15 protein-coding genes and 1 tRNA gene are annotated in these 17,071 nt (G+C 71.0%); 10 read left to right on the plus strand and 6 right to left on the minus strand.

The features are described from left to right. The first annotated feature begins 18 nt into the window (after positions 1 to 18). The 5 genes from NL114_RS11720 to NL114_RS11740 all read left to right on the plus strand — a co-directional run bounded on the left by NL114_RS11720 (position 19) and on the right by NL114_RS11740 (position 5,278). Entirely contained in the window at positions 19 to 906 is an 888-nt protein-coding gene (locus NL114_RS11720; protein WP_254821103.1) for a hypothetical protein, read from the plus strand. A 6-nt stretch (positions 907 to 912) separates the two neighbouring features. After that, positions 913 to 2,307, plus strand: a complete 1,395-nt coding sequence (nosD, locus tag NL114_RS11725; protein ID WP_254821104.1) for a nitrous oxide reductase family maturation protein NosD — start codon at positions 913 to 915, stop codon at positions 2,305 to 2,307. Further along, on the plus strand, positions 2,291 to 3,259 hold the full coding sequence (locus tag NL114_RS11730) for an ABC transporter ATP-binding protein (RefSeq protein WP_254821105.1): 969 nt from the start codon (positions 2,291 to 2,293) through the stop codon (positions 3,257 to 3,259). Before nosD ends, NL114_RS11730 begins: the two co-directional genes overlap by 17 nt. Further along, positions 3,256 to 4,227, plus strand: coding sequence for an ABC transporter permease (locus NL114_RS11735; RefSeq protein WP_254821106.1), 972 nt, complete (start codon positions 3,256 to 3,258; stop codon positions 4,225 to 4,227). The genes NL114_RS11730 and NL114_RS11735 overlap by 4 nt, the downstream gene beginning before the upstream one ends. A gap of 64 nt (positions 4,228 to 4,291) precedes the next feature. Further along, positions 4,292 to 5,278, plus strand: coding sequence for an NAD-dependent epimerase/dehydratase family protein (locus tag NL114_RS11740; RefSeq protein WP_254821107.1), 987 nt, complete (start codon positions 4,292 to 4,294; stop codon positions 5,276 to 5,278). A gap of 935 nt (positions 5,279 to 6,213) precedes the next feature. Here the strand turns inward: NL114_RS11740 and NL114_RS11745 are convergent. After that, the gene (locus NL114_RS11745) at positions 6,214 to 7,248 is read right to left on the minus strand and encodes an alpha/beta hydrolase (RefSeq protein WP_254821108.1); all 1,035 of its coding nucleotides are present in this window, start codon (positions 7,246 to 7,248) and stop codon (positions 6,214 to 6,216) included. Positions 7,249 to 7,433: 185 nt separating this feature from the next. Here NL114_RS11745 and NL114_RS11750 point away from each other — a divergent pair, with 185 nt between their 5' ends. The 4 genes from NL114_RS11750 to NL114_RS11765 all read left to right on the plus strand — a co-directional run bounded on the left by NL114_RS11750 (position 7,434) and on the right by NL114_RS11765 (position 12,147). Next, a complete protein-coding gene (locus tag NL114_RS11750) occupies positions 7,434 to 8,774 on the plus strand; it encodes a PQQ-dependent sugar dehydrogenase (protein ID WP_254821109.1) in 1,341 nt (446 codons plus the stop codon). A 60-nt stretch (positions 8,775 to 8,834) separates the two neighbouring features. Then, positions 8,835 to 9,986, plus strand: coding sequence for a metallophosphoesterase family protein (locus NL114_RS11755; protein WP_254821110.1), 1,152 nt, complete (start codon positions 8,835 to 8,837; stop codon positions 9,984 to 9,986). 77 nt (positions 9,987 to 10,063) lie between these two features. Next, positions 10,064 to 10,945: a universal stress protein gene (locus tag NL114_RS11760; RefSeq protein ID WP_254821111.1), complete on the plus strand. Its 882-nt coding sequence runs from the start codon at positions 10,064 to 10,066 to the stop codon at positions 10,943 to 10,945. Beyond that, positions 10,942 to 12,147: an inorganic phosphate transporter gene (locus NL114_RS11765; protein WP_254821112.1), complete on the plus strand. Its 1,206-nt coding sequence runs from the start codon at positions 10,942 to 10,944 to the stop codon at positions 12,145 to 12,147. Before NL114_RS11760 ends, NL114_RS11765 begins: the two co-directional genes overlap by 4 nt. Before the next feature lie 23 nt (positions 12,148 to 12,170). Here the strand turns inward: NL114_RS11765 and NL114_RS11770 are convergent, their stop codons facing one another. After that, the gene (locus NL114_RS11770; RefSeq protein WP_254821113.1) at positions 12,171 to 12,602 is read right to left on the minus strand and encodes a universal stress protein; all 432 of its coding nucleotides are present in this window, start codon (positions 12,600 to 12,602) and stop codon (positions 12,171 to 12,173) included. 249 nt (positions 12,603 to 12,851) lie between these two features. Here NL114_RS11770 and NL114_RS11775 point away from each other — a divergent pair, with 249 nt between their 5' ends. Then, on the plus strand, positions 12,852 to 14,042 hold the full coding sequence (locus tag NL114_RS11775) for a DUF3592 domain-containing protein (protein WP_254821114.1): 1,191 nt from the start codon (positions 12,852 to 12,854) through the stop codon (positions 14,040 to 14,042). A gap of 93 nt (positions 14,043 to 14,135) precedes the next feature. On the opposite strand, the gene NL114_RS11780 is transcribed toward NL114_RS11775, so the two are convergent. From NL114_RS11780 to NL114_RS11795, 4 genes are all read right to left on the minus strand, one after another. Next, the gene (locus NL114_RS11780; protein WP_254821115.1) at positions 14,136 to 15,290 is read right to left on the minus strand and encodes a pyridoxal phosphate-dependent aminotransferase; all 1,155 of its coding nucleotides are present in this window, start codon (positions 15,288 to 15,290) and stop codon (positions 14,136 to 14,138) included. 132 nt (positions 15,291 to 15,422) lie between these two features. Beyond that, positions 15,423 to 15,497 (minus strand) — tRNA-Gln (locus NL114_RS11785). 70 nt (positions 15,498 to 15,567) lie between these two features. Further along, on the minus strand, positions 15,568 to 16,359 hold the full coding sequence (locus NL114_RS11790; protein ID WP_254821116.1) for a homing endonuclease associated repeat-containing protein: 792 nt from the start codon (positions 16,357 to 16,359) through the stop codon (positions 15,568 to 15,570). Between the two features lie 70 nt (positions 16,360 to 16,429). Next, entirely contained in the window at positions 16,430 to 17,035 is a 606-nt protein-coding gene (locus NL114_RS11795) for a translation initiation factor IF-2 subunit beta (RefSeq protein ID WP_254821117.1), read from the minus strand. Positions 17,036 to 17,071 lie beyond the last annotated feature (36 nt).

The raw sequence follows: 17,071 nt of genomic DNA on the forward strand, positions 1-17,071 counted from the left end.
GAACGGAGGTGACAGGAGATGCAACGACCGACCCTCGACGAGTTCACCGAGGTCCGACGGGCGTTCCCCGTCGCAGCGGCGGTGCTGTTCGTCGCCGCGCTGGCGTTCCCGATGTGGCGCATCAGCGTCCACGCCGTCCAGTACCCGAGCACGGTGCTGCAGGTGGAGCTGTACGCCTACCCCCGGATCGCGGGCGACTTCACGGAGATGGCGCGGCTGAACCACTACATCGGGTTCTACTTCCCGGACCCGGTGTTCGTCGAGCCGAACTATCCCGTCCAGGACGGCGCCATCGAGGTGCCCGAGTGGTCGCTGGGACCGGTCGCGTTCGTGCTCGTCTCGCTGCTGTCGGCCTTCGTCGCGCTCGCGCCGACAGTAGAGAAGCTCAAGCGCGGCCTGACCTACCAGCTGGTCGGCACCGTCGCCGTCTTCGCCGTGCTGCTGGCGGACATCCAGTACCGGCTCCACCAGGCCGGCCACACGCTGGACCCCGACGCCCCGGTGATGGGTGTCGCGGGGTTCACGCCGCCGCTGTGGGGCCGTTACGAGGTCGCCAACATCACGAGCTACTCCCGGTTCGGGGTCGGCGCCTACATGGCGATGACCGCGGTCGCGCTGCTCGCGGTGGCGTACTACTACCGCGACACGACCGTCGGCCTCCGGGACCTCCCTGGCCGCGTCCGGAGTCGAGTCGCGGTCATCCGCGAGCGGCTGCCCGGGGGCGGCTCCGGGGAGGTGCCCGGGGACCAGGCGACCGGGGACCGCACGTCGGTGGACGACCGCACACCGACGAGGGATCGTACGTCGGTGGACGACCACGCGCCGACGGAGAACCACGCATCGGCGGACCAGCCGACGGAGAATCACGCGGTGAACGACATCGAGGACACGACGACCGCGGACTGACAGACGATGCTCGATACAATCGCGCTGGAACGGGCGTTCGCCGTCGCGGCAGCCCTGGCGCTGCTGTGCTCGCTCGGGGCGGCCGCCGCCGTCGCGCCCGGCGACGCGTCGTCGGACTCGGCGCCCTCGGGATTCGAGCCGTCCGTGCCCGACACGGACGCGTTCACGGCACCGACGGCTGACGGCGTCGTGACCGTCGACGGCGAATCGTACGACAGTCTCCAGCGCGCCGTCGTGGCGGCCGAGCCGGGCGCGACGGTGACCGTCGACGGCCGCCTCGACGGGACGGTCGTCGTCCGGACGCCGAACGTCACCATCGCGGGGAGCGGCGTCGACTCGGCGCTCCTCCACGGCGACGGCGAGGGCGACGTGCTCACGATCCGGGCGCCCGGCGTGACGGTGCGTGACCTCTGGGTCCGCAACAGCGGCCGCGACGCCTCGGGCAACGACGCCGCCGTCTTCATCAACGCCAGCGGCGTCACGGTACAGGACAGCCGCATCACCCGGACGACGTTCGGCGTCTGGCTGAACGGGGTCAGCGACGCCCGCGTGTCGAACACGACCATCGTCGGGCGCGAGGAGATCACGACGCTGTCCCAGCGCGGGAACGGCATCCAGGTCTGGAACACCGAGGACAGCGTCATCCGGAACAACGACATCACGACCGTCCGGGACGGGCTCTACTACAACTGGGCCTCGAACGTGACCGCGAGTGGCAACCGGCTGTGGAACCTGCGCTACGGAGTCCACTACATGTACTCCGACGACTGCCGGCTCGTGGACAACCTCGCGTTCGACAACGACGCGGGCTACGCGCTGATGGTGTCGAAGCGGCTGGTCGTCGCTGACAACGTCGCGGTCAACAACACCGGTCAGTCCGGCCACGGCATCCTCCTGAAGAGCATCGACGACACGACGGTCCGCGGGAACCACCTCGTCGGGAACGGCAACGGCGTGTTCATGTACAACTCGGTGGGCAACACGCTGACCGACAACCTCGTCGCCGGCAACGATGTCGGTGTCCACCTCACCGCGGGCAGTACGGACACGACCGTCACCAACAACAGCTTCCTCCGGAACGACCGCGCCGTGCTGGCCGTGCTGGAGGAGCAGGTGTACTGGAACACGAGCACCGGCAACTACTGGGCCGGCGCGAACCCGGTCGACCTCGACGACGACGGGGTCGGGGAGACCCGCCACCAGCCTGCCGGGGCAATCGAGCAGGTGACCGCCAGGCAGCCGGCGACCCGGGTGTTCGCCACCAGCCCGGCGTTCGATGCCGTCCGCCTGGCCGAGGCGACCGTCCCCGCCATCGAGTCGCCGGGCATCGTCGATAGCCGACCGCGTACCGAACCAGCACACGACGACTGGAGGCAGTACTACGATGATCGAGATAACTGACGTATCAGCGGCGTACGGCGACGTGCAGGCGCTCGATGGAGTCTCGCTATCGGTCGGTCGCGGCGAGTCCGTCGGCGTCTTCGGCACCAACGGGGCCGGGAAGACGACCCTGTTCAAGCTCCTGGTCGGGCTGAACCGGCCGGACGAGGGGACCGTGCGCGTCGCCGGCGCCGACCCGGCCGACGGGAACCGGGTCCGGGAGCTGGTCCGCTACCTGCCCGAACACGCGGGCTTCCCGGCGAACCTGACCGGGCGCGAGGTGCTCCGGTTCCACGCCCGCGTCCGGGGGGTCCCCGCGGACGGCCGGGCCCACCACGTCCGGCGGATCCTCGCGACGGTCGGGCTGGCCGACGCCGCCGACCGCCGGGTGGGCGGCTACTCCAACGGGATGAACCGTCGACTCGGCCTCGGGACGGCGCTCGTCGGCGACCCGGCCGTGCTCATCCTCGACGAGCCGACCGCGGGGCTCGACCCGGACGGCATCGCCGCGTTCCACGAGGTGGTGGGCGCGCTCGCCGACCGGACGGACGTGACCGTCCTGTTCTCCTCGCACGCGCTGTCGGAGATCGAGCGGCTCTGCGACCGGGCGGTCCTGATGAACGACGGGCGGGTCGCGGTCGACGGCCCGGTCGAGCAGCTCCGACGGTCGGGTGAGGCGGTGACCGTCTCGCTGGCACTCCCGGACCCGGAGGCCGCGGCCGACGCCGCCCGGCTGCTCCGGGAGCGGGCGGCCGTGGCGGCCGTCTCGCAGCGCGGGACGCGGGTGACCGTGGACTGCCCGCCGGGCGAGGCGTACGACGCGCTGGTCGCCGTCGGCGAGGCCCACCCCCTCGAACGGTTCGAGGTGACCGAACCGGGGCTGGAGGCCGCGTTCCACGAGGCCGTCGGCGGCACCGAGGACGACGGGACGCACCCGGAGCGCCCCGCCGGAACAGGAGGTGAGACGGCATGACCGACGAGCGGGATTCCCGGGGCGACGACCAGCCCGGGGGCGCCGACGGTGCCGGAGCCAGCACGGGCGACCCCTCGCCGGACGGCGGCGTGGCGGCTTCGGGCGCGACGGGGACCGGGGACGCGGCAGCGACTGCGGAACCGGTCCGGCGGTCGGCCCGGTTCCCGAGCGGTGACCCGCTCGCGGCGGTCGCGACCCGCGAGTACCGCATCCTCGTCCGGAGCCGGTGGGCGGTCGGTCTCGTCGCCCTGTTCGGGCTGTTCACGGTCGCGGTGGTCCGGTTCGGCGGCTCGGCGGTCGGGCCGGGCCGGGCCGACGCCGTCGTCGCGACGGTCGTCGAGCTGGGAGTCTACCTCGTGCCGCTGGCGGCGGTCGCGGTTGGCTACGACACGGTCGTCGGGGCCGACGAACGCGGGTCGCTCGAACTCGTGCTCGCGCTGCCACTCTCCCGCGCGGAACTCCTCGTCGGCCGGTTCGCGGGCCGTGCGGCGGTGCTCGGCGGCGCCACGCTGGTCGGCTTCCTCCCCGGCGGACTCGTACTGACCCTGACGCTCGGGCCGGGCGGACTCGGCGCGTACGCCGCCGTCGCGCTCGCGGCGGTCGCGCTGGGGTGGGCCGTCCTGGCCATCGCAACCCTGGTCTCGACGGTGGCGGTCGAGAAGACCCACGCGCTGGGGCTCTCGCTGGCGGGCTGGCTCTGGGTCGTGCTGCTGCACGACCTGGTCGCGTTCGCCGCCATCGCCGGCCTCGACCTGGGGTCGCGGGCGGTCGCGGTCGCCGTACTGCTCAACCCGGTGGACTGCTTCCGGGTGCTGGCGCTCTCGCAGGTCGATGTCGTCGCGGGCGGCTTCGGGAGCGTGCTGGCTGCGGCCGGGCTCTCGGTGCCGGTCGTCGCCGCCGCGCTCGCCGGCTGGGTCGTCGTGCCGACGGCCGTCGCTGCGCGGCTGCTCGGGCGGCGCCGGGTCTGAGCGCCGGGTGACGGCTTCGCTCCCTCGCCGAAACCGACTTCCCCCGGCCGGGCGACCCGCCGGTATGACCGACGCCGACGCGCTCGTCATCGGTGGCTCCCGATTCATCGGCCGCCACACCGTCGAGGCCCTCCGCGCCGAGGGGTACGAGGTGACTACCTTCAACCGCGGCAACCGCGAGTCACCGTTCGGGAACGCGGTCGGCCACGTGGAGGGCGACCGCCGCGAGGACGACGACCTCCGCGACGCCCGCCAGGCCGTCGACCCGGACGTGGTGGTCGACTGCGTGGCCTACTACCCCCGTGACGTGGCGGTCGCCTGCGAGGTCTTCGCCGATGTCGACGCCTACGTCTTCGTCAGTTCGGGTGCCGCCTACGGCGCCGAGCGCATCCCCAAGCGCGAGGGGGAGACTCCGCTCCACGACTGCACCGACGAGCAGGCGACCGACGACACCTGGGACACCTACGGGAACAGAAAGGCCGAGGCCGACCGGCGGCTGTTCGCGGCGGCCGAGGACGGGGTGAACGCGATGAGCCTCCGCCCGCCCATCGTCTACGGCCCCCACGACTACACGGAGCGGTTCGACTACTGGGTCGACCGTGTGGACGGCGCCGACCGTGTCCTGGTGCCGGGCGACGGCACCAATCTCCGACACCTCGTCTACGTCGCGGACGTGGCCGACGCCATCCTGACGCTCCTCGACCGCGGCGAGCCGGGCGAGGCGTACAACTGCGGCGACGACCATCTCCCGACGCTGGGTGAGTGGGTCGACCTCGTCGCCGACGCCTGTGGCTCGCATCCCGAGGTCGTCACGGCCGGCACCCGGGAACTCGAGGCCGGCGACCTGGTCCACGAGGACTTCCCGCTCTACCGGGGGTACCCCCACGTGCTGGACACGACGAAGCTCCGGGACCTGGGCTGGCGGTCGACACCGCACGAGGAGGCCGTGGCGGCGACCGTCGAACACGTCCGCGAACGCGGCTTCGAGGGGGAGCGTGGTCCCGAGCGCGAGAACGAGGAGCGCGTGCTGGACATTCTCGAAACGATGTAGAACGGGTCTGGTGGAGGAGTTGCGTTTTGTCATTCGAGGTCCGGCGACGGCTGAGACCCCTGCGAAGCCCTCGCGCTTCGAGTCCACTAGGATTCGGCTGTTCACCGGAGCGTTCGCGTCTGGTGGTTCCAGCGGAGCGCAGTGTCCCCACACCCCCGCGCTCGCGCCGTCAGAGCAAGCTCTGACGAGCCCTCGTTCGCTTCGCTCACGAGGACGCCGCGGTGTTCCGGCACGCTCCCTGCGGTCGCGGTCGTCCGAAAATCGAAGACTTCGTGATCACGAGAGGGCGTCGCTCTCTCGAACGACCTCCACGGCGGAGGCACAAGCGCGCTTCCTGGTTCCGGAACCAGCCGGTCGACCCAGCCGCTCGTCTGGTGCGTGCCAGCCTCGTCAGCCCAACCGGCGCGCGCTGGTGGACGGCGCCCGCCTCCGCGAGCGGCTTCATGCCGCGAGCTACCAGCGGTCGCCGTCCATCTCTAAGCGCGCGAGGGCCGAGGAGCGCAGCGGCAGCGAGCACCGCAGGCGGCTGGGGAGGCATGAGGCCCACGGACCCGACTGACCCACGCGCGGGCCTGGTGGACTTCCGAAGGGCGAACCCGCTCGACCCATCCCGGACCCGGCAAGCACCGCAGCGAGCAACGCGAGCGAGGAGCGCAGCCGTCGCCGAAGGCGACGCGAGGGAGCGAAGCGACCGAGCGGGTCCCGGATGGTCGAGCAGGTGAGGGCTTCGGGAGCGGTTCCGTCGGAGTCACACATCCCCCCGGGAGAGCGGGTGAGGGATTCGGTGGCAGTTCCGCCGTAACAGTGATATGAGCCGATGTGGGACTCTGCATGCCTGTATCTATGTTATGCTTTCAAAGTAAGGGATTAGTGATGGAGGTGTCGTATAAGGTCCGAAGTACTGGGTTCTTGATAAAATGAACGAATTTATCAGTCTACTCGTAGATACCGAACCCGCGCTGCAGGTTCTCGCAGATGTCGCCGATCGCCTCGTGGGCCCGCTCGAGTTCGACGGGTTCGGTGAGCATCGTGAGGAAGCCGTGGATGACATCGTCGTAGTTGCGGTGCTCGACGTCGACGCCGGCCTGTCCCAGCTTCTCGGCGTAGGCGATGCCCTCGTCCCGGAGCGGGTCGAACCCGGCTGTCACGACCGTTCCCGGGGGCAGGTCGTGGAGGTCGCCCTCCAGCGGGAACGCGTACGGGTTCTTCTGGTGGACGTCGCTGCCGTAGTAGCAGCCGAAGAACCAGAGCATGTCCTCCTCGACGAGGAAGTAGCCCTCCTTGTTCTGCTCCCAGGAGGGTCGGTCCTGCCGGGCGTCGACGGCCGGGTAGAGGAGCACCTGCCGGTCGATGTCCGGGATGGGCATCGCGGGCTCTCGCGTTCCCTCGCCGGTTTCACCGGCTGCGGCGGCGTCCTCCCGCCGGTCGCGGGCCATCTGACAGACCGCGGCCGAGAGGTTGCCGCCGGCGCTGTCGCCCATCACGGCGAGCTGGCCGTTGCCGTCAACCTCTTCGGGGTGTTCGTGGACGTAGCTCGCGGCGGCGTAGGCGTCCTCGATTGCCGCGGGGAACGGGTCCTCCGGAGCCAGGCGGTAGTCCACGGAGACGACGTTGACCTGCGCGCGGTTGCAGATATGCCGGCAGGTCACGTCGTGGCTGTCCAGGCTCCCGATGACGAACCCGCCGCCGTGGTAGTAGACGACCGTCGGGCGGTCCTCGTTGGCCTCGCCGGGGCGGTAGTGCCGGACTGGCACGGGGTCGCGCTGCTCGCCCTCCTGGGGCTGGTAGCCGGGGACGGTGAAGTCGTGGACGCGCCCGACCTCGGGCTCGTCCTCGTCGGCGTTGAACTGCGAGAACAGGTCGCGGGCGCCCCGGGGGCCGTACTGGTTGAGCGGGAGCGCGTTCAGGGCGGCGAGTTGTTCGAGAACGAGTTCGACCTCGGGATGTGGTTCGTCGGCTCGCAGAGCCATACCCCCGCCTCTCACCCCGGTCGCATAAACACGGTGCGACCGATTCGGGGCTCGTTTAACCGCTGCCCGCCGGCGGTCAGCCACCGCACCGACGCGGCGCCGGTCGCCGACCGCTCGGTTGCGGTTGGGGTGCGCGGACGACCGGGTGGCGGGCGTATTTGTGGGTCCCGCCCCTCGCTGCCGGTATGGACCCATCCACGAGCCGGCGGCGCCTTCTCCGGGTCGCGGCCACCGGCGCGGCGGCCGGCCTCGCGGGCTGTACGCTCCCGGGTGGCGGTGACGGTGGCGACGGCAGCGCGCCCGACACGCCGACCGACACACTCCCCGACGAGACCGACCTCCCGGATGCGGTCGGGCTGGAGCCGTTCGTCGAGGGGCTCCGGGCGCCGCTCGACATCCAGTTCGCGCCCGACGCGGACCGTGCGTACGTCGCCGAACAGCAGGGTATCGTCCACACGGTCGAGGACGGGAGCCGCCGGGAGGAGCCGTTCCTCGACCTCCGGGAGACGGTGACGGCTGGCGGCGAGAAGGGTCTGCTCGGCATCGCGCTCCACCCCGACTTCGCCGACAACCGGCGCGTCTTCGTCCGCTACAGCGCCCCCTCGCGCGAGGGGACGCCCTCGAACTACTCGCACACGTTCGTCCTGGCCGAGTTCGCGGCCACGAGCGACGGCCGCCGCGCGAGACGCGACAGCGAGCGCGCGCTGCTGGAGATTCCCGAACCGCAGGGTAACCACAACGCCGGCGACCTCGCGTTCGGTCCCGACGGCTTCCTCTACGTCGCGGTCGGCGACGGCGGCGCGGGTGGCGACCAGGGCACGGGCCACGTCGCCGACTGGTACGACGCGGTCGACGGCGGCAACGGGCAGGACGTGACCGAGAACCTCCTCGGGTCCATCCTCCGTATCGACGTGGACGGCGAGGGTGACGGCACGCCGTACGCCGTCCCCGAGGACAACCCGCTCGTCGGCCGCGAGGGGCTGGACGAGCACTACGCCTGGGGCCTGCGCAACCCCTACCGGATGGCGTTCGACGACGGCCGGCTGTTCGTCGGCGACGTGGGACAGAGCAAGTTCGAGGAGGTCAGCATCGTCGAGAAGGGCGCCAACTACGGCTGGAACGTCAGGGAGGGCCGGCACTGCTACGGCGCGGACGACTGCCCCGACGCGACGCCGGACGACGTGCGTGGTGGTGAGCCGCTGGTCGACCCCATCGTCGAGTACCCCCACTCCGGCGACGGCGTGAGCGGCATCTCCGTCATCGGCGGCCAGGTGTACCGCGGTGACGCGATTCCCGGGCTCGAGGGTGCCTACGTCTTCGGCGACCTGCAGGTCGACGGCCGGCTGTTCGTCGCGACCCGGCCCGAGCAGGGCGACCGGTGGCCCACCCGCACCCTCGGCCTCGGCGACGACGCGAGCGCCCTCGGTCGGCTCCTCTCGATCGGCCGCGACGCCGACGGCGAGCTGTACATGCTGGGGACGGGCGCGAACGGTGGCGGGGTCTACCGGCTCGTGCGCGCCGAGTAGTCCCGCCGGGACCTGCATCCTGCCCCGTGATTTTTGCCGCTGGTCCTCCGAGAGCCGACCATGCGACGCCGCCGCACCCGGCGCCGGGTACTCGCGACCACGGGAGCGGCACTGACGACCGGCCTGGCGGGCTGCTCCGGGCTGACCGGCGACGGGGGCGACGGCGGTGACGGCCCCGACCCGACGGCGTCGGGCGAGTCGCCCGTCTCGCCGACCGACCGTACGCCCGCCGCCGGGAGCTTCCGGTTCACCAGCGTCCCGGACCTGTTCAACGCCGACATCCCGTATCCGATGGCGGGCTGGGAGGACGCCCTGAGCTGGTTCCTCGACCGGCTCAAGCGCGAGGGCCCGGCCTTCACGCTCGTCGCCGGCGACATCATGGACGCGCGGTGGTGGGAATCACGCAAGCAGGTCCGGCTGTACGCCAACGCCTACTGGGGCGGCTACGTCCGCCGGATGCGCGACCACGATATCACCCTCTACCCGGCTGTCGGCGACCACGAACTCGGTGACGACGAGTGGGAGAACCAGGACACCTACGACCTGACGGCGACGTTCGAGCGCCAGTTCGCCCGCCAGTTCGACACGCCCCGGAACGGCCCGGAGGGGTACGAGGGCCTGGCCTACACGGTCGAGCGGGAGAACTTCCTGCTGGTCACCGTCGACACCTTCGAGCGGCGCGACGGTGCGGTCCACGTCTCGGTCACCGGCGAGCAGCTGGCGTGGCTCCGCTCGGTCCTCTCGGCGACCGACGCCGACCACGTCGTGGTCCAGGGCCACGTCCCCGTCCTGCGACCGGTGAAGTCGCGCCACTCCAGCGCGCTCTACCTCGACGGCGGCCGCGAGTCGGGCTTCTGGCGGGCGCTCCGCGAGTTCGACGTGGACACCTACCTCTGTGGCGAGCACCACGCGCTCACCGTCGACCGTGCCGACGGGGTCTGGCAGGTCACCCACGGCGCGCTCTGGGGGGCCCACTCCCCGGTCAACTACCTCGTCGGCGCCGTCCGCCCCGACGGGCTCCGGCTGGAGCTGAAACGGTTCCCGCTGGAGTACAGCGGCCCGACCATCTACCAGATGAACCGCCCGAGACCGTTCGTCAGGACCGAGGTCACTGTACCGGACACGGTCCGGGAGGACGGCCCACGGTCGGCCGGCCGCGTGCTCATCGGCGCCGACGGGAAGAGCCGGGAACGGACCGGCGTGTTCGCCTGACAGCCGCCCCTCGTCGCGTCGCCGCGGCCGCCCCGCTCCGCGAACGTTTAACACGGGAGTGGCCCGAACCTGTAGCAATGGACGACGAGCGGTCCGGCGGACAGGTACTGGTCGGCGTCGGGAACCCGGAGGCCGCCCAGCAGCTGGTCCGGACCGCGGGTGACCTCGCGGCCCTCGGCCCCGGCACGGTCCGGCTCGTCACCGTCGCGGTGAAGCCCCACGACTCCCCGTTCGGCGTCTTCGCCGACGAGACCATCGTCGACGAGTTCGCCGAGGAGAGCCACGAGCTGATCGAGTCGGTGACGACGCCGGAGGGTGTCGCCCTCGAGCGCGACGTGGTCACCGGACGGTCGGTCGCGAAGGGGCTGCTCGCGACGGTCGCGGAGACGGACCCGGCTGCGCTCGTCGTCGGCTGGCACGGGCAGCGACGCCGGAGCGACGCCGTCCTCGGGAGCACCATCGACACGCTCGTCGAGCGGGCACGCTGTGACCTCTACATCGAGCGCGTCGGCCGCGAGGCGAACGGGGTCGAGTCGGTCCTGCTCCCGGTCGCGGGGGGGCCTCACGCCGACGCGGCGGCCAACGTCGCGCGGGCCATCGCCGCCCGGAACGATGCCCGCGTCCTCGTGCTCTCGGTCGCCACCGACGGGACGGACACGGACACTGCGGAGGCCTTCGTCGCCGAGGAACGGGAGGCCCTAGCCGACGACGGCCCGGACGTGTCGACGGCGACGGCGGTCGGGGCGGCCGACGACGTGGCCGACGCCATCGTCGCGGAAGCGAGCGACCACGACGTGGTCGTCATGGGGGCGACTCGACAGGGGGCCATCAGGCGGAAACTGGCCGGATCGGTCCCACGGCGGGTCGTCGACCGCACCGGCCGGACGGTCATTCTCGCCCGCGATGGCGACACGGTTGGGGGACTCCGCCACTGGATCGGGGGGCTGCTCCGACGGTGACCGCGGTCGTCTTCTGGGGTCTGGTCGTGCTCGCGACGGTCACCAGCCTCGGGACGGCGTGGGCGCTCGGCGCGAACAGCAACTCGCCGCCCTTTGCCCCCGCTATCGGCGCGAACGCAATCTCGACGATGCGGGCGGCCTTCCTCATCGGCATCCTCGCGGCGCTGGGCGCGCTCACGCAGGGCGGGAGCATCTCCGAGACGGTCGGCGCCGGCCTCATCGACGGCGTCGCCATCACGTCGCTCGCGGCGACGGCCGGCCTGCTCACGGCGACGGCGTTCATGGCGTTCGGCATCTTCACCGGCTACCCCGTCCCCGCGGCGTTCGCCACCACGGGCGCGATGGTGGGTGTCGGCCTCTCGCTTGGGGGTGCCCCCGCCATCGACACCTACCGTCGCATCGCCGTCTTCTGGGCGCTGGTCCCCCCTGTTTCCGGCGGACTGGCCTACCTGACCGCCACCCTCCTGCGCCGCGACGACGTGCCCGAGACGGTGAGCATCCCCCTGCTCGCGGGGGTCGTCGGCGGCATCGTCGCGAACGTCGAGTTGAGCATCATCCCCGCGCCCGGTGAGGCCACGCAGAACTCCATCGCCGGGTATCTCGCTGGAGCCGTCTCCTCCCCGGTCGTCGCCGATATCGACCTCGCGGTCGTCGCCGCGACGCTGCTGGCCGCGGCTGCCAGCTTCTGGTTCATCCGCCGACGGACGCAGGCCTCCGTCGACCGGGGCGTGAAGACGTTCCTCGTCGCGCTGGGTAGCATCGTCGCGTTCTCCAGCGGCGGGAGTCAGGTGGGACTGGCGACGGGCCCGCTGGAGAACCTCTACGTCTCGGAGCTGGGACTGCCGGGAATCGTCCTCCTGTCGGTCGGTGCGGTCGGCATCCTCGGGGGCGCGTGGATGGGGGCGCCGCGACTCCTGCAGGCCACCTCACGGGAGTACGCCCAGCTCGGCATCCGGCGCTCCATCGCCGCGCTCGTCCCGGGGTTCATCATCGCCCAGGTCGCCATCGCGCTCGGCATCCCCATTTCGTTCAACAACATCATCATCTCCGGCGTCATCGGTGGCGGTCTCGCCGGGGGCTCGGCGGGCGTCTCGCGCCGGAAGATCGGTATCACGCTGACCTTCTGGGTGCTCACGCTCGGCACGTCGGTCGGCATCGGGTTCGGCCTCTACCGGGTCTTCGCGACGGTGCTGGGCTCGTAGCTATCGGATGACGCGCCGCGTTGCTACCGGACGACCGTCACCGTCACCGACGCCTCGCCGACGACCTTCGTCGCGACGGTTCCGAGGAGCCGCCGCGCGAGGTCGCCCCGCGACCCGCCGTGCCCGCCCATCACGACGTGGTCGATGTCGTGGTCCTCGACGTACCCGAGGATGGTGTCGGCGGGGTCGCCCGCTTCGACGGCGGTGTCGATGGTCCTTCCGGCCTCCTCGGCCCGGCGTTTCGCGTCCGCGACCAGTTCGTCGGCCCGCTCGCGGGCGGCCGCCTGTCGCTCCTCCGCGGTCTCGAGGACGCCCCCCTCGCTCATCCCGGCGTCGAGCGGTGTCACCACGTTCAGCACCGTCACCGGACAGTCGAACACCGCGAGTGCGTGGGCCAGCGCGTCGTCCGCGAGCGGCGACCCGTCCAGCGGGACGAGGACGTGGGACGGCTCCATGCCCACGCTCGGTGGCCGAGGTACAAGTATGTCGGCGGTGGCCCCGTCGTGTGGACGCCCCGGTACGGCCGTCCGGGCGGCGGCGAGGCCGACGGGCGACCGTGCCGCTGCCGCCCATCGCCCCCGTGGCCCCTACCGGCTTCCGCCCCCCATCGGCCGCCGCGTTGTCGTGGTATCCGCGCGCATTCGCCTCTCTCCTCCGGGGACACGTCATGATTTAACACCCATGGTTCGCAAGGACAACTCGAGATGGGAGGGGAACCACGGGAACAGCCATCCGGGACGGAGGGTGGCACCGGGACGGGGGGCACAGGACACGGGAGCGCCAGCGTCGAGGACCGGTTGGCGGATGTCTACCAGGGCCGGCCCAGTCTGGACTGGCGGTATCTCGTCGTCGGAATCGGACTGCTGGTCGGGTGGTGGGTCCTGTTCGGGCCGTTCAGCGCCTTCCTCGCCATGATGGGGCTGGTGGCCCTGGCGGTGGGGCTCGCCCCGGCACGGACGGCGCTTGCGGCCCGAGGGTGGCCGACCACCGAGGCCGTCGTCCTCGAGTCGCGGGTGTTCACGCTGCGCGAACTCCGGGACAGCTTCGGCGGCCTCACCACGACCGGCTCGACCTCCGGCGGCTACGTCCCGTTCGTCCGCTACGAGTACAGCGTCGACGGGGAGACCTACGTCAACGTCCGGGTGTCCCCGTTCGACGGGCCGATCCGCCGCCGCCGCTACGCCGAGCGCATCGCCGACAGCTACGAGGAGAACACCCGCGTGACGGTCCCGTACGACCCCGCGGACCCGTCGCGGTCGTTCCTCCGGACGTGGACCTGGTCGACGCGGCTGCTGTTCTTCCTCGTCGGCTCCGTCGTCTTCCTCGTCCCGGCTATCGTCCTCGCGGCGGACATCCCCGTCGGCATCCCCACCGCCATTGCCGGCGACATCCCGCCGGTGACCTTCATCTTCGCCTTCGGGGGGCTGTTCCTGCTGTTCGGCCTCCGAATCATGGTGAAGGGGCTCCGGACCTACCGCTGGCCGACGACGAGCGGTGTCGTCCGTGGACAGGATATCACGAGCAGTACCTCCTCGGAGGGTGGCTCCACCTCCTACAGCCCGAAGCTCCGGTACGAGTACGATGTGGACGGCACGACGTACGTCAGCTCCCGCATCGCCGTCGGCAGCGGTCCGTCGTTCAGCTCCCGCTCCGGGGCCCGCGAGTGGCTGGAGGCGTACCCAACCGACAGCGAGGTGACCGTCCACTACAACCCCCGCCGCCCGGACCGCTCGGTACTCCAGCCGGGGGGCGTCCTCGGAGGACTCTTCCTGGTCGTGCTCGCAGCGGCCGGGCTGACGGTCCTGATGGCCCTGACGACCGGTCTCCCGGCGCCGGTCGAACGGTTCCTCGACCGGCTGCCGCTGGAGCGGTTGCTCCAGCGCGTGCTCGGCTGAGGGCACGACGCCGGAACCGCTGCCCGTCCGGTGACGTGCGAGCGTTCGAGCGAGATGCCGGGCGACCGATGTCAGTATCCCGGGCGACCGATGTCAGTACGATGCGATGCCGGCGGCGATGCGGTCCAGGCCGGTCCGGAGGCGCTTCTTCGAGGCGGCGAAGGAGAGCCGGAGCCGTCCCTCACCGGCGGTCCCGAAGCCGCTGCCCGGCGCGAGCACGACGCCGTGCTCCCGGAGGAGGTACTTCGCGAACGAGAGGGCGTCGGCGTCGACATCGGGGTCGAGGAACGCGTAGAACGCACCCTCCGGACGCGGCGCGGAGAGGCCGTCGATGTCGGCGATGCGGTCGACGACGAGGTCACGCCGTTCCGCGAACGCCTCGTACATGCCCTCGAACGGCGCCTGTGGGCCGGTGAGGGCCTCGATGGCCGCCGCCTGGGCGACGCTGGAGGGGCAGGCCGTCGTCGATTCGCGAACCTTCGTCACCTCGTCGATGACGGTCCGGTCGCCGGCGAGCCAGCCGAGGCGCCAGCCCGTCATCGCGTACGTCTTCGAACACGAGCCGACCGTGAGGACGTGCGACGGGTGCCCGGTGAGTGCCGCGACGCCGCGCGGGTCGCGGTCGTAGGTCAACCCGGCGTACACCTCGTCGGCGATGACGTACGCCCCGCAGTCGGCAGCCGCCTCGACGACCGCCCGGATGGCCGCGGGCTCGAACACCCGCCCGGTCGGGTTCGACGGCGTCGTGAGGACGACCGCCGCCGTCTCGGGACCCATCCGGTCGACCAGCCGGCCCGGGTCGAGGGCGAACCCCGTCTCGGCCGGCATCGGCACCTCGGCCGGCTGTCCGTCGGCCAGGAACGCCTGTGTCTCGTAGTTCGGCCACGCCGGCCCTGGATAGAGCAACTCCTCCCCCGGGCCGACGACCGCCATCGTCGCCAGGTGGAGCGCCTCCATCCCGCCGACCGTGACGACGATTTCGTCGATGGTGTGCTCGACCCCGTAGTCGGCCGCCATCGCGTCCCGGATGGCCCGCCGGCACTCGGGGGTCCCCGCGTTCGGCGTGTAGTGGGTCGCGCCGTCCCGGGCCGCGGCCGCGGCGGCATCGATGACGTGCTCGGGCGTGTCGAAGTCCGGCTCGCCGACCTCCAGCCGGACGAGGTCGCGGTCGGCCGCCTCCGCGAGGTCGTACATCACCCGTATCTGGGAGCGTGAGGCCCGCTGCACCCGCTCGGTCGGTTCGTGCACGGGCGTGCTTGGACGGGTGTGGGTAAAGGGTTGGTTCGTGGGGGAGAACTCCTCCCGGACTGGTGTCACGACGGTCGTGACGCCGGACTCACGATGCCGAATAACTCGGTAAAATGTGAAGTTAAAGAGTTATAGTCCATCCTGGATTCGAACCAGGGTCGTTGCCCCCAGAAGGCAACAGGATTGGCCGATCTACCCCAATGGACTGCGTCTACAGACATCGCTAGCGGACATCGATATATGAGTGTTGCGGAGTCCCGTTACCGGCTCCCGGTTCTCAGTCTTCATCGGGCGCTGGCGGTTCGTGATGTTCCCGCCGGTGGCAGTTCGCACAGAGGACGACGCAGCGGGCGATCTCCTCTCTGATTATCTCGTACGGTCGGCCGTTCGCCAGTAACCGGGCGACGGTCGTCCCCTTCGCTCCGTCGTGGTGGCAGTCGAGGGCCACCGGGTCGTCCTCGTCGCAGCGCCCACACCCACGGGTCGCCTTGTGGGCGTGGACCCAACCGCGCAGGCCGTCGGTCGCCGTGTCGTGATGCTCGCGCCGGTGGCAGTTCGCGCACAGCACCTCGCAGGCATCGAGTTCCTCTCGGAGCCGCTCCCGGCCGTGGCCGTGGGTGATGAGTTTTCCGACGGCGCGCTCCTTCGCGGCCGGGTCGGTGTGGTGCAGGTCCAGACAGGCGGGGTCGTCCTCGCCGCATCGTCGGCAGCCACGTTCCGCCTTCCGCTCGTTGACCCACGCCCGGTGCCGTGCGCGTCGCTTCAGGGTCAACTGGGCGTTCCGTTCGCGGTTCCGATAGTCCCAGCGCCGGTCGGCCGTCATCTCGGCCCATTCCTCGTCGGAAACGTCCACGTCGTCGGGCCTGGGGCCCACCCGGGACCCCGTGGAGGCGTTCGTTTCCAGTCCGGCCTGTTCCTTCGCCGCGTTCCAGCCTCCCACCTGTCGGATGATGGTTGCAGACGCGGGCTGCAGCCCCAGCTCCTCGTATGCTGCTTTCGTCGGCGATTCCTCCAGTCGCTCGGCGGCCTCTCGTAGCGCGTCCAGACACTCCTCCGGCGTCGTCGCCATGCCGTCGGTGCCCACGTCATCGGAGAAAAGTATCGGCCGACCGCCGCGGAATTGGAACAGCCGTTCAGCCTTACTCCGTCTGCGCGAAGGCGAGCTGGCCGGAGATGTTCTCGATGTAGACGTCCACGACATCGCCCTCCTGCGTGCCGGGGACGAAGATGGTGTAGCCGCCGCGCTTGGCGACGCCGTCGCCCTTGCGGCCGGTGTCGGTGATCTCGACGGTGTAGCGGCCGCCCTTCTCGACGGCGTCGGCCTGCTGCTGGCTGCTGGAGCGGCGCTTCGAGACCGGGCGGAAGGCACCGCAGGCGTCACAGCGGAGCATCTGCGTTCCGTCCTCGTTCACGATGCGGGTGTCCGGCAGGCCACACTCCGAGCACCGGACGTACTCCTCGATGTAGTCGGTGATGGCGGCGTCGAAGTCGGCGCCGTCGAAGCGGCCGTTGTAGCGGCCGACGCCCTCGCTGAGCTGGCCGGCCGTCGCGAGCGCGCGCTGGACGAACGAGTGGACGTGCTCGGTCTCGCGGCTGAGCGCGTCGGCGACATCGTCGAGGTTGGTGAACCGGGTGAAGGCGCCGTCGGCCTGGCCCTCGGGGTCCGGGACGGAGAGGCGGGAGCTCTCCGCGCTCCGCTCGGGGAGCGCGTCGAGCGCTCTGGTGAGTGAGGCTTCGTAGTCCATACGCGAGTGAGTCCGTGCGAACGTATACGCGTTCCG

Source organism: Haloglomus halophilum, from assembly GCF_024298885.1.
Taxonomy (GTDB): Archaea; Halobacteriota; Halobacteria; order Halobacteriales; family Haloarculaceae; genus Haloglomus; species Haloglomus halophilum.

Excerpts from the sequence above, each read along its gene's own strand:
- NL114_RS11740 (WP_254821107.1), top strand. The coding sequence starts at position 4,292 with ATGACCGACGCCGACGCGCTCGTCATCGGTGGCTCCCGATTCATCGGC.
- nosD (WP_254821104.1), top strand. The coding sequence starts at position 913 with ATGCTCGATACAATCGCGCTGGAACGGGCGTTCGCCGTCGCGGCAGCC.
- NL114_RS11770 (WP_254821113.1), bottom strand. The coding sequence starts at position 12,602 with ATGGAGCCGTCCCACGTCCTCGTCCCGCTGGACGGGTCGCCGCTCGCG.
- NL114_RS11720 (WP_254821103.1), top strand. The coding sequence starts at position 19 with ATGCAACGACCGACCCTCGACGAGTTCACCGAGGTCCGACGGGCGTTC.
- NL114_RS11745 (WP_254821108.1), bottom strand. The coding sequence starts at position 7,248 with ATGGCTCTGCGAGCCGACGAACCACATCCCGAGGTCGAACTCGTTCTC.
- NL114_RS11790 (WP_254821116.1), bottom strand. The coding sequence starts at position 16,359 with ATGGCGACGACGCCGGAGGAGTGTCTGGACGCGCTACGAGAGGCCGCC.
- NL114_RS11755 (WP_254821110.1), top strand. The coding sequence starts at position 8,835 with ATGCGACGCCGCCGCACCCGGCGCCGGGTACTCGCGACCACGGGAGCG.
- NL114_RS11750 (WP_254821109.1), top strand. The coding sequence starts at position 7,434 with ATGGACCCATCCACGAGCCGGCGGCGCCTTCTCCGGGTCGCGGCCACC.
- NL114_RS11735 (WP_254821106.1), top strand. The coding sequence starts at position 3,256 with ATGACCGACGAGCGGGATTCCCGGGGCGACGACCAGCCCGGGGGCGCC.
- NL114_RS11795 (WP_254821117.1), bottom strand. The coding sequence starts at position 17,035 with ATGGACTACGAAGCCTCACTCACCAGAGCGCTCGACGCGCTCCCCGAG.
- NL114_RS11775 (WP_254821114.1), top strand. The coding sequence starts at position 12,852 with ATGGGAGGGGAACCACGGGAACAGCCATCCGGGACGGAGGGTGGCACC.
- NL114_RS11730 (WP_254821105.1), top strand. The coding sequence starts at position 2,291 with ATGATCGAGATAACTGACGTATCAGCGGCGTACGGCGACGTGCAGGCG.
- NL114_RS11760 (WP_254821111.1), top strand. The coding sequence starts at position 10,064 with ATGGACGACGAGCGGTCCGGCGGACAGGTACTGGTCGGCGTCGGGAAC.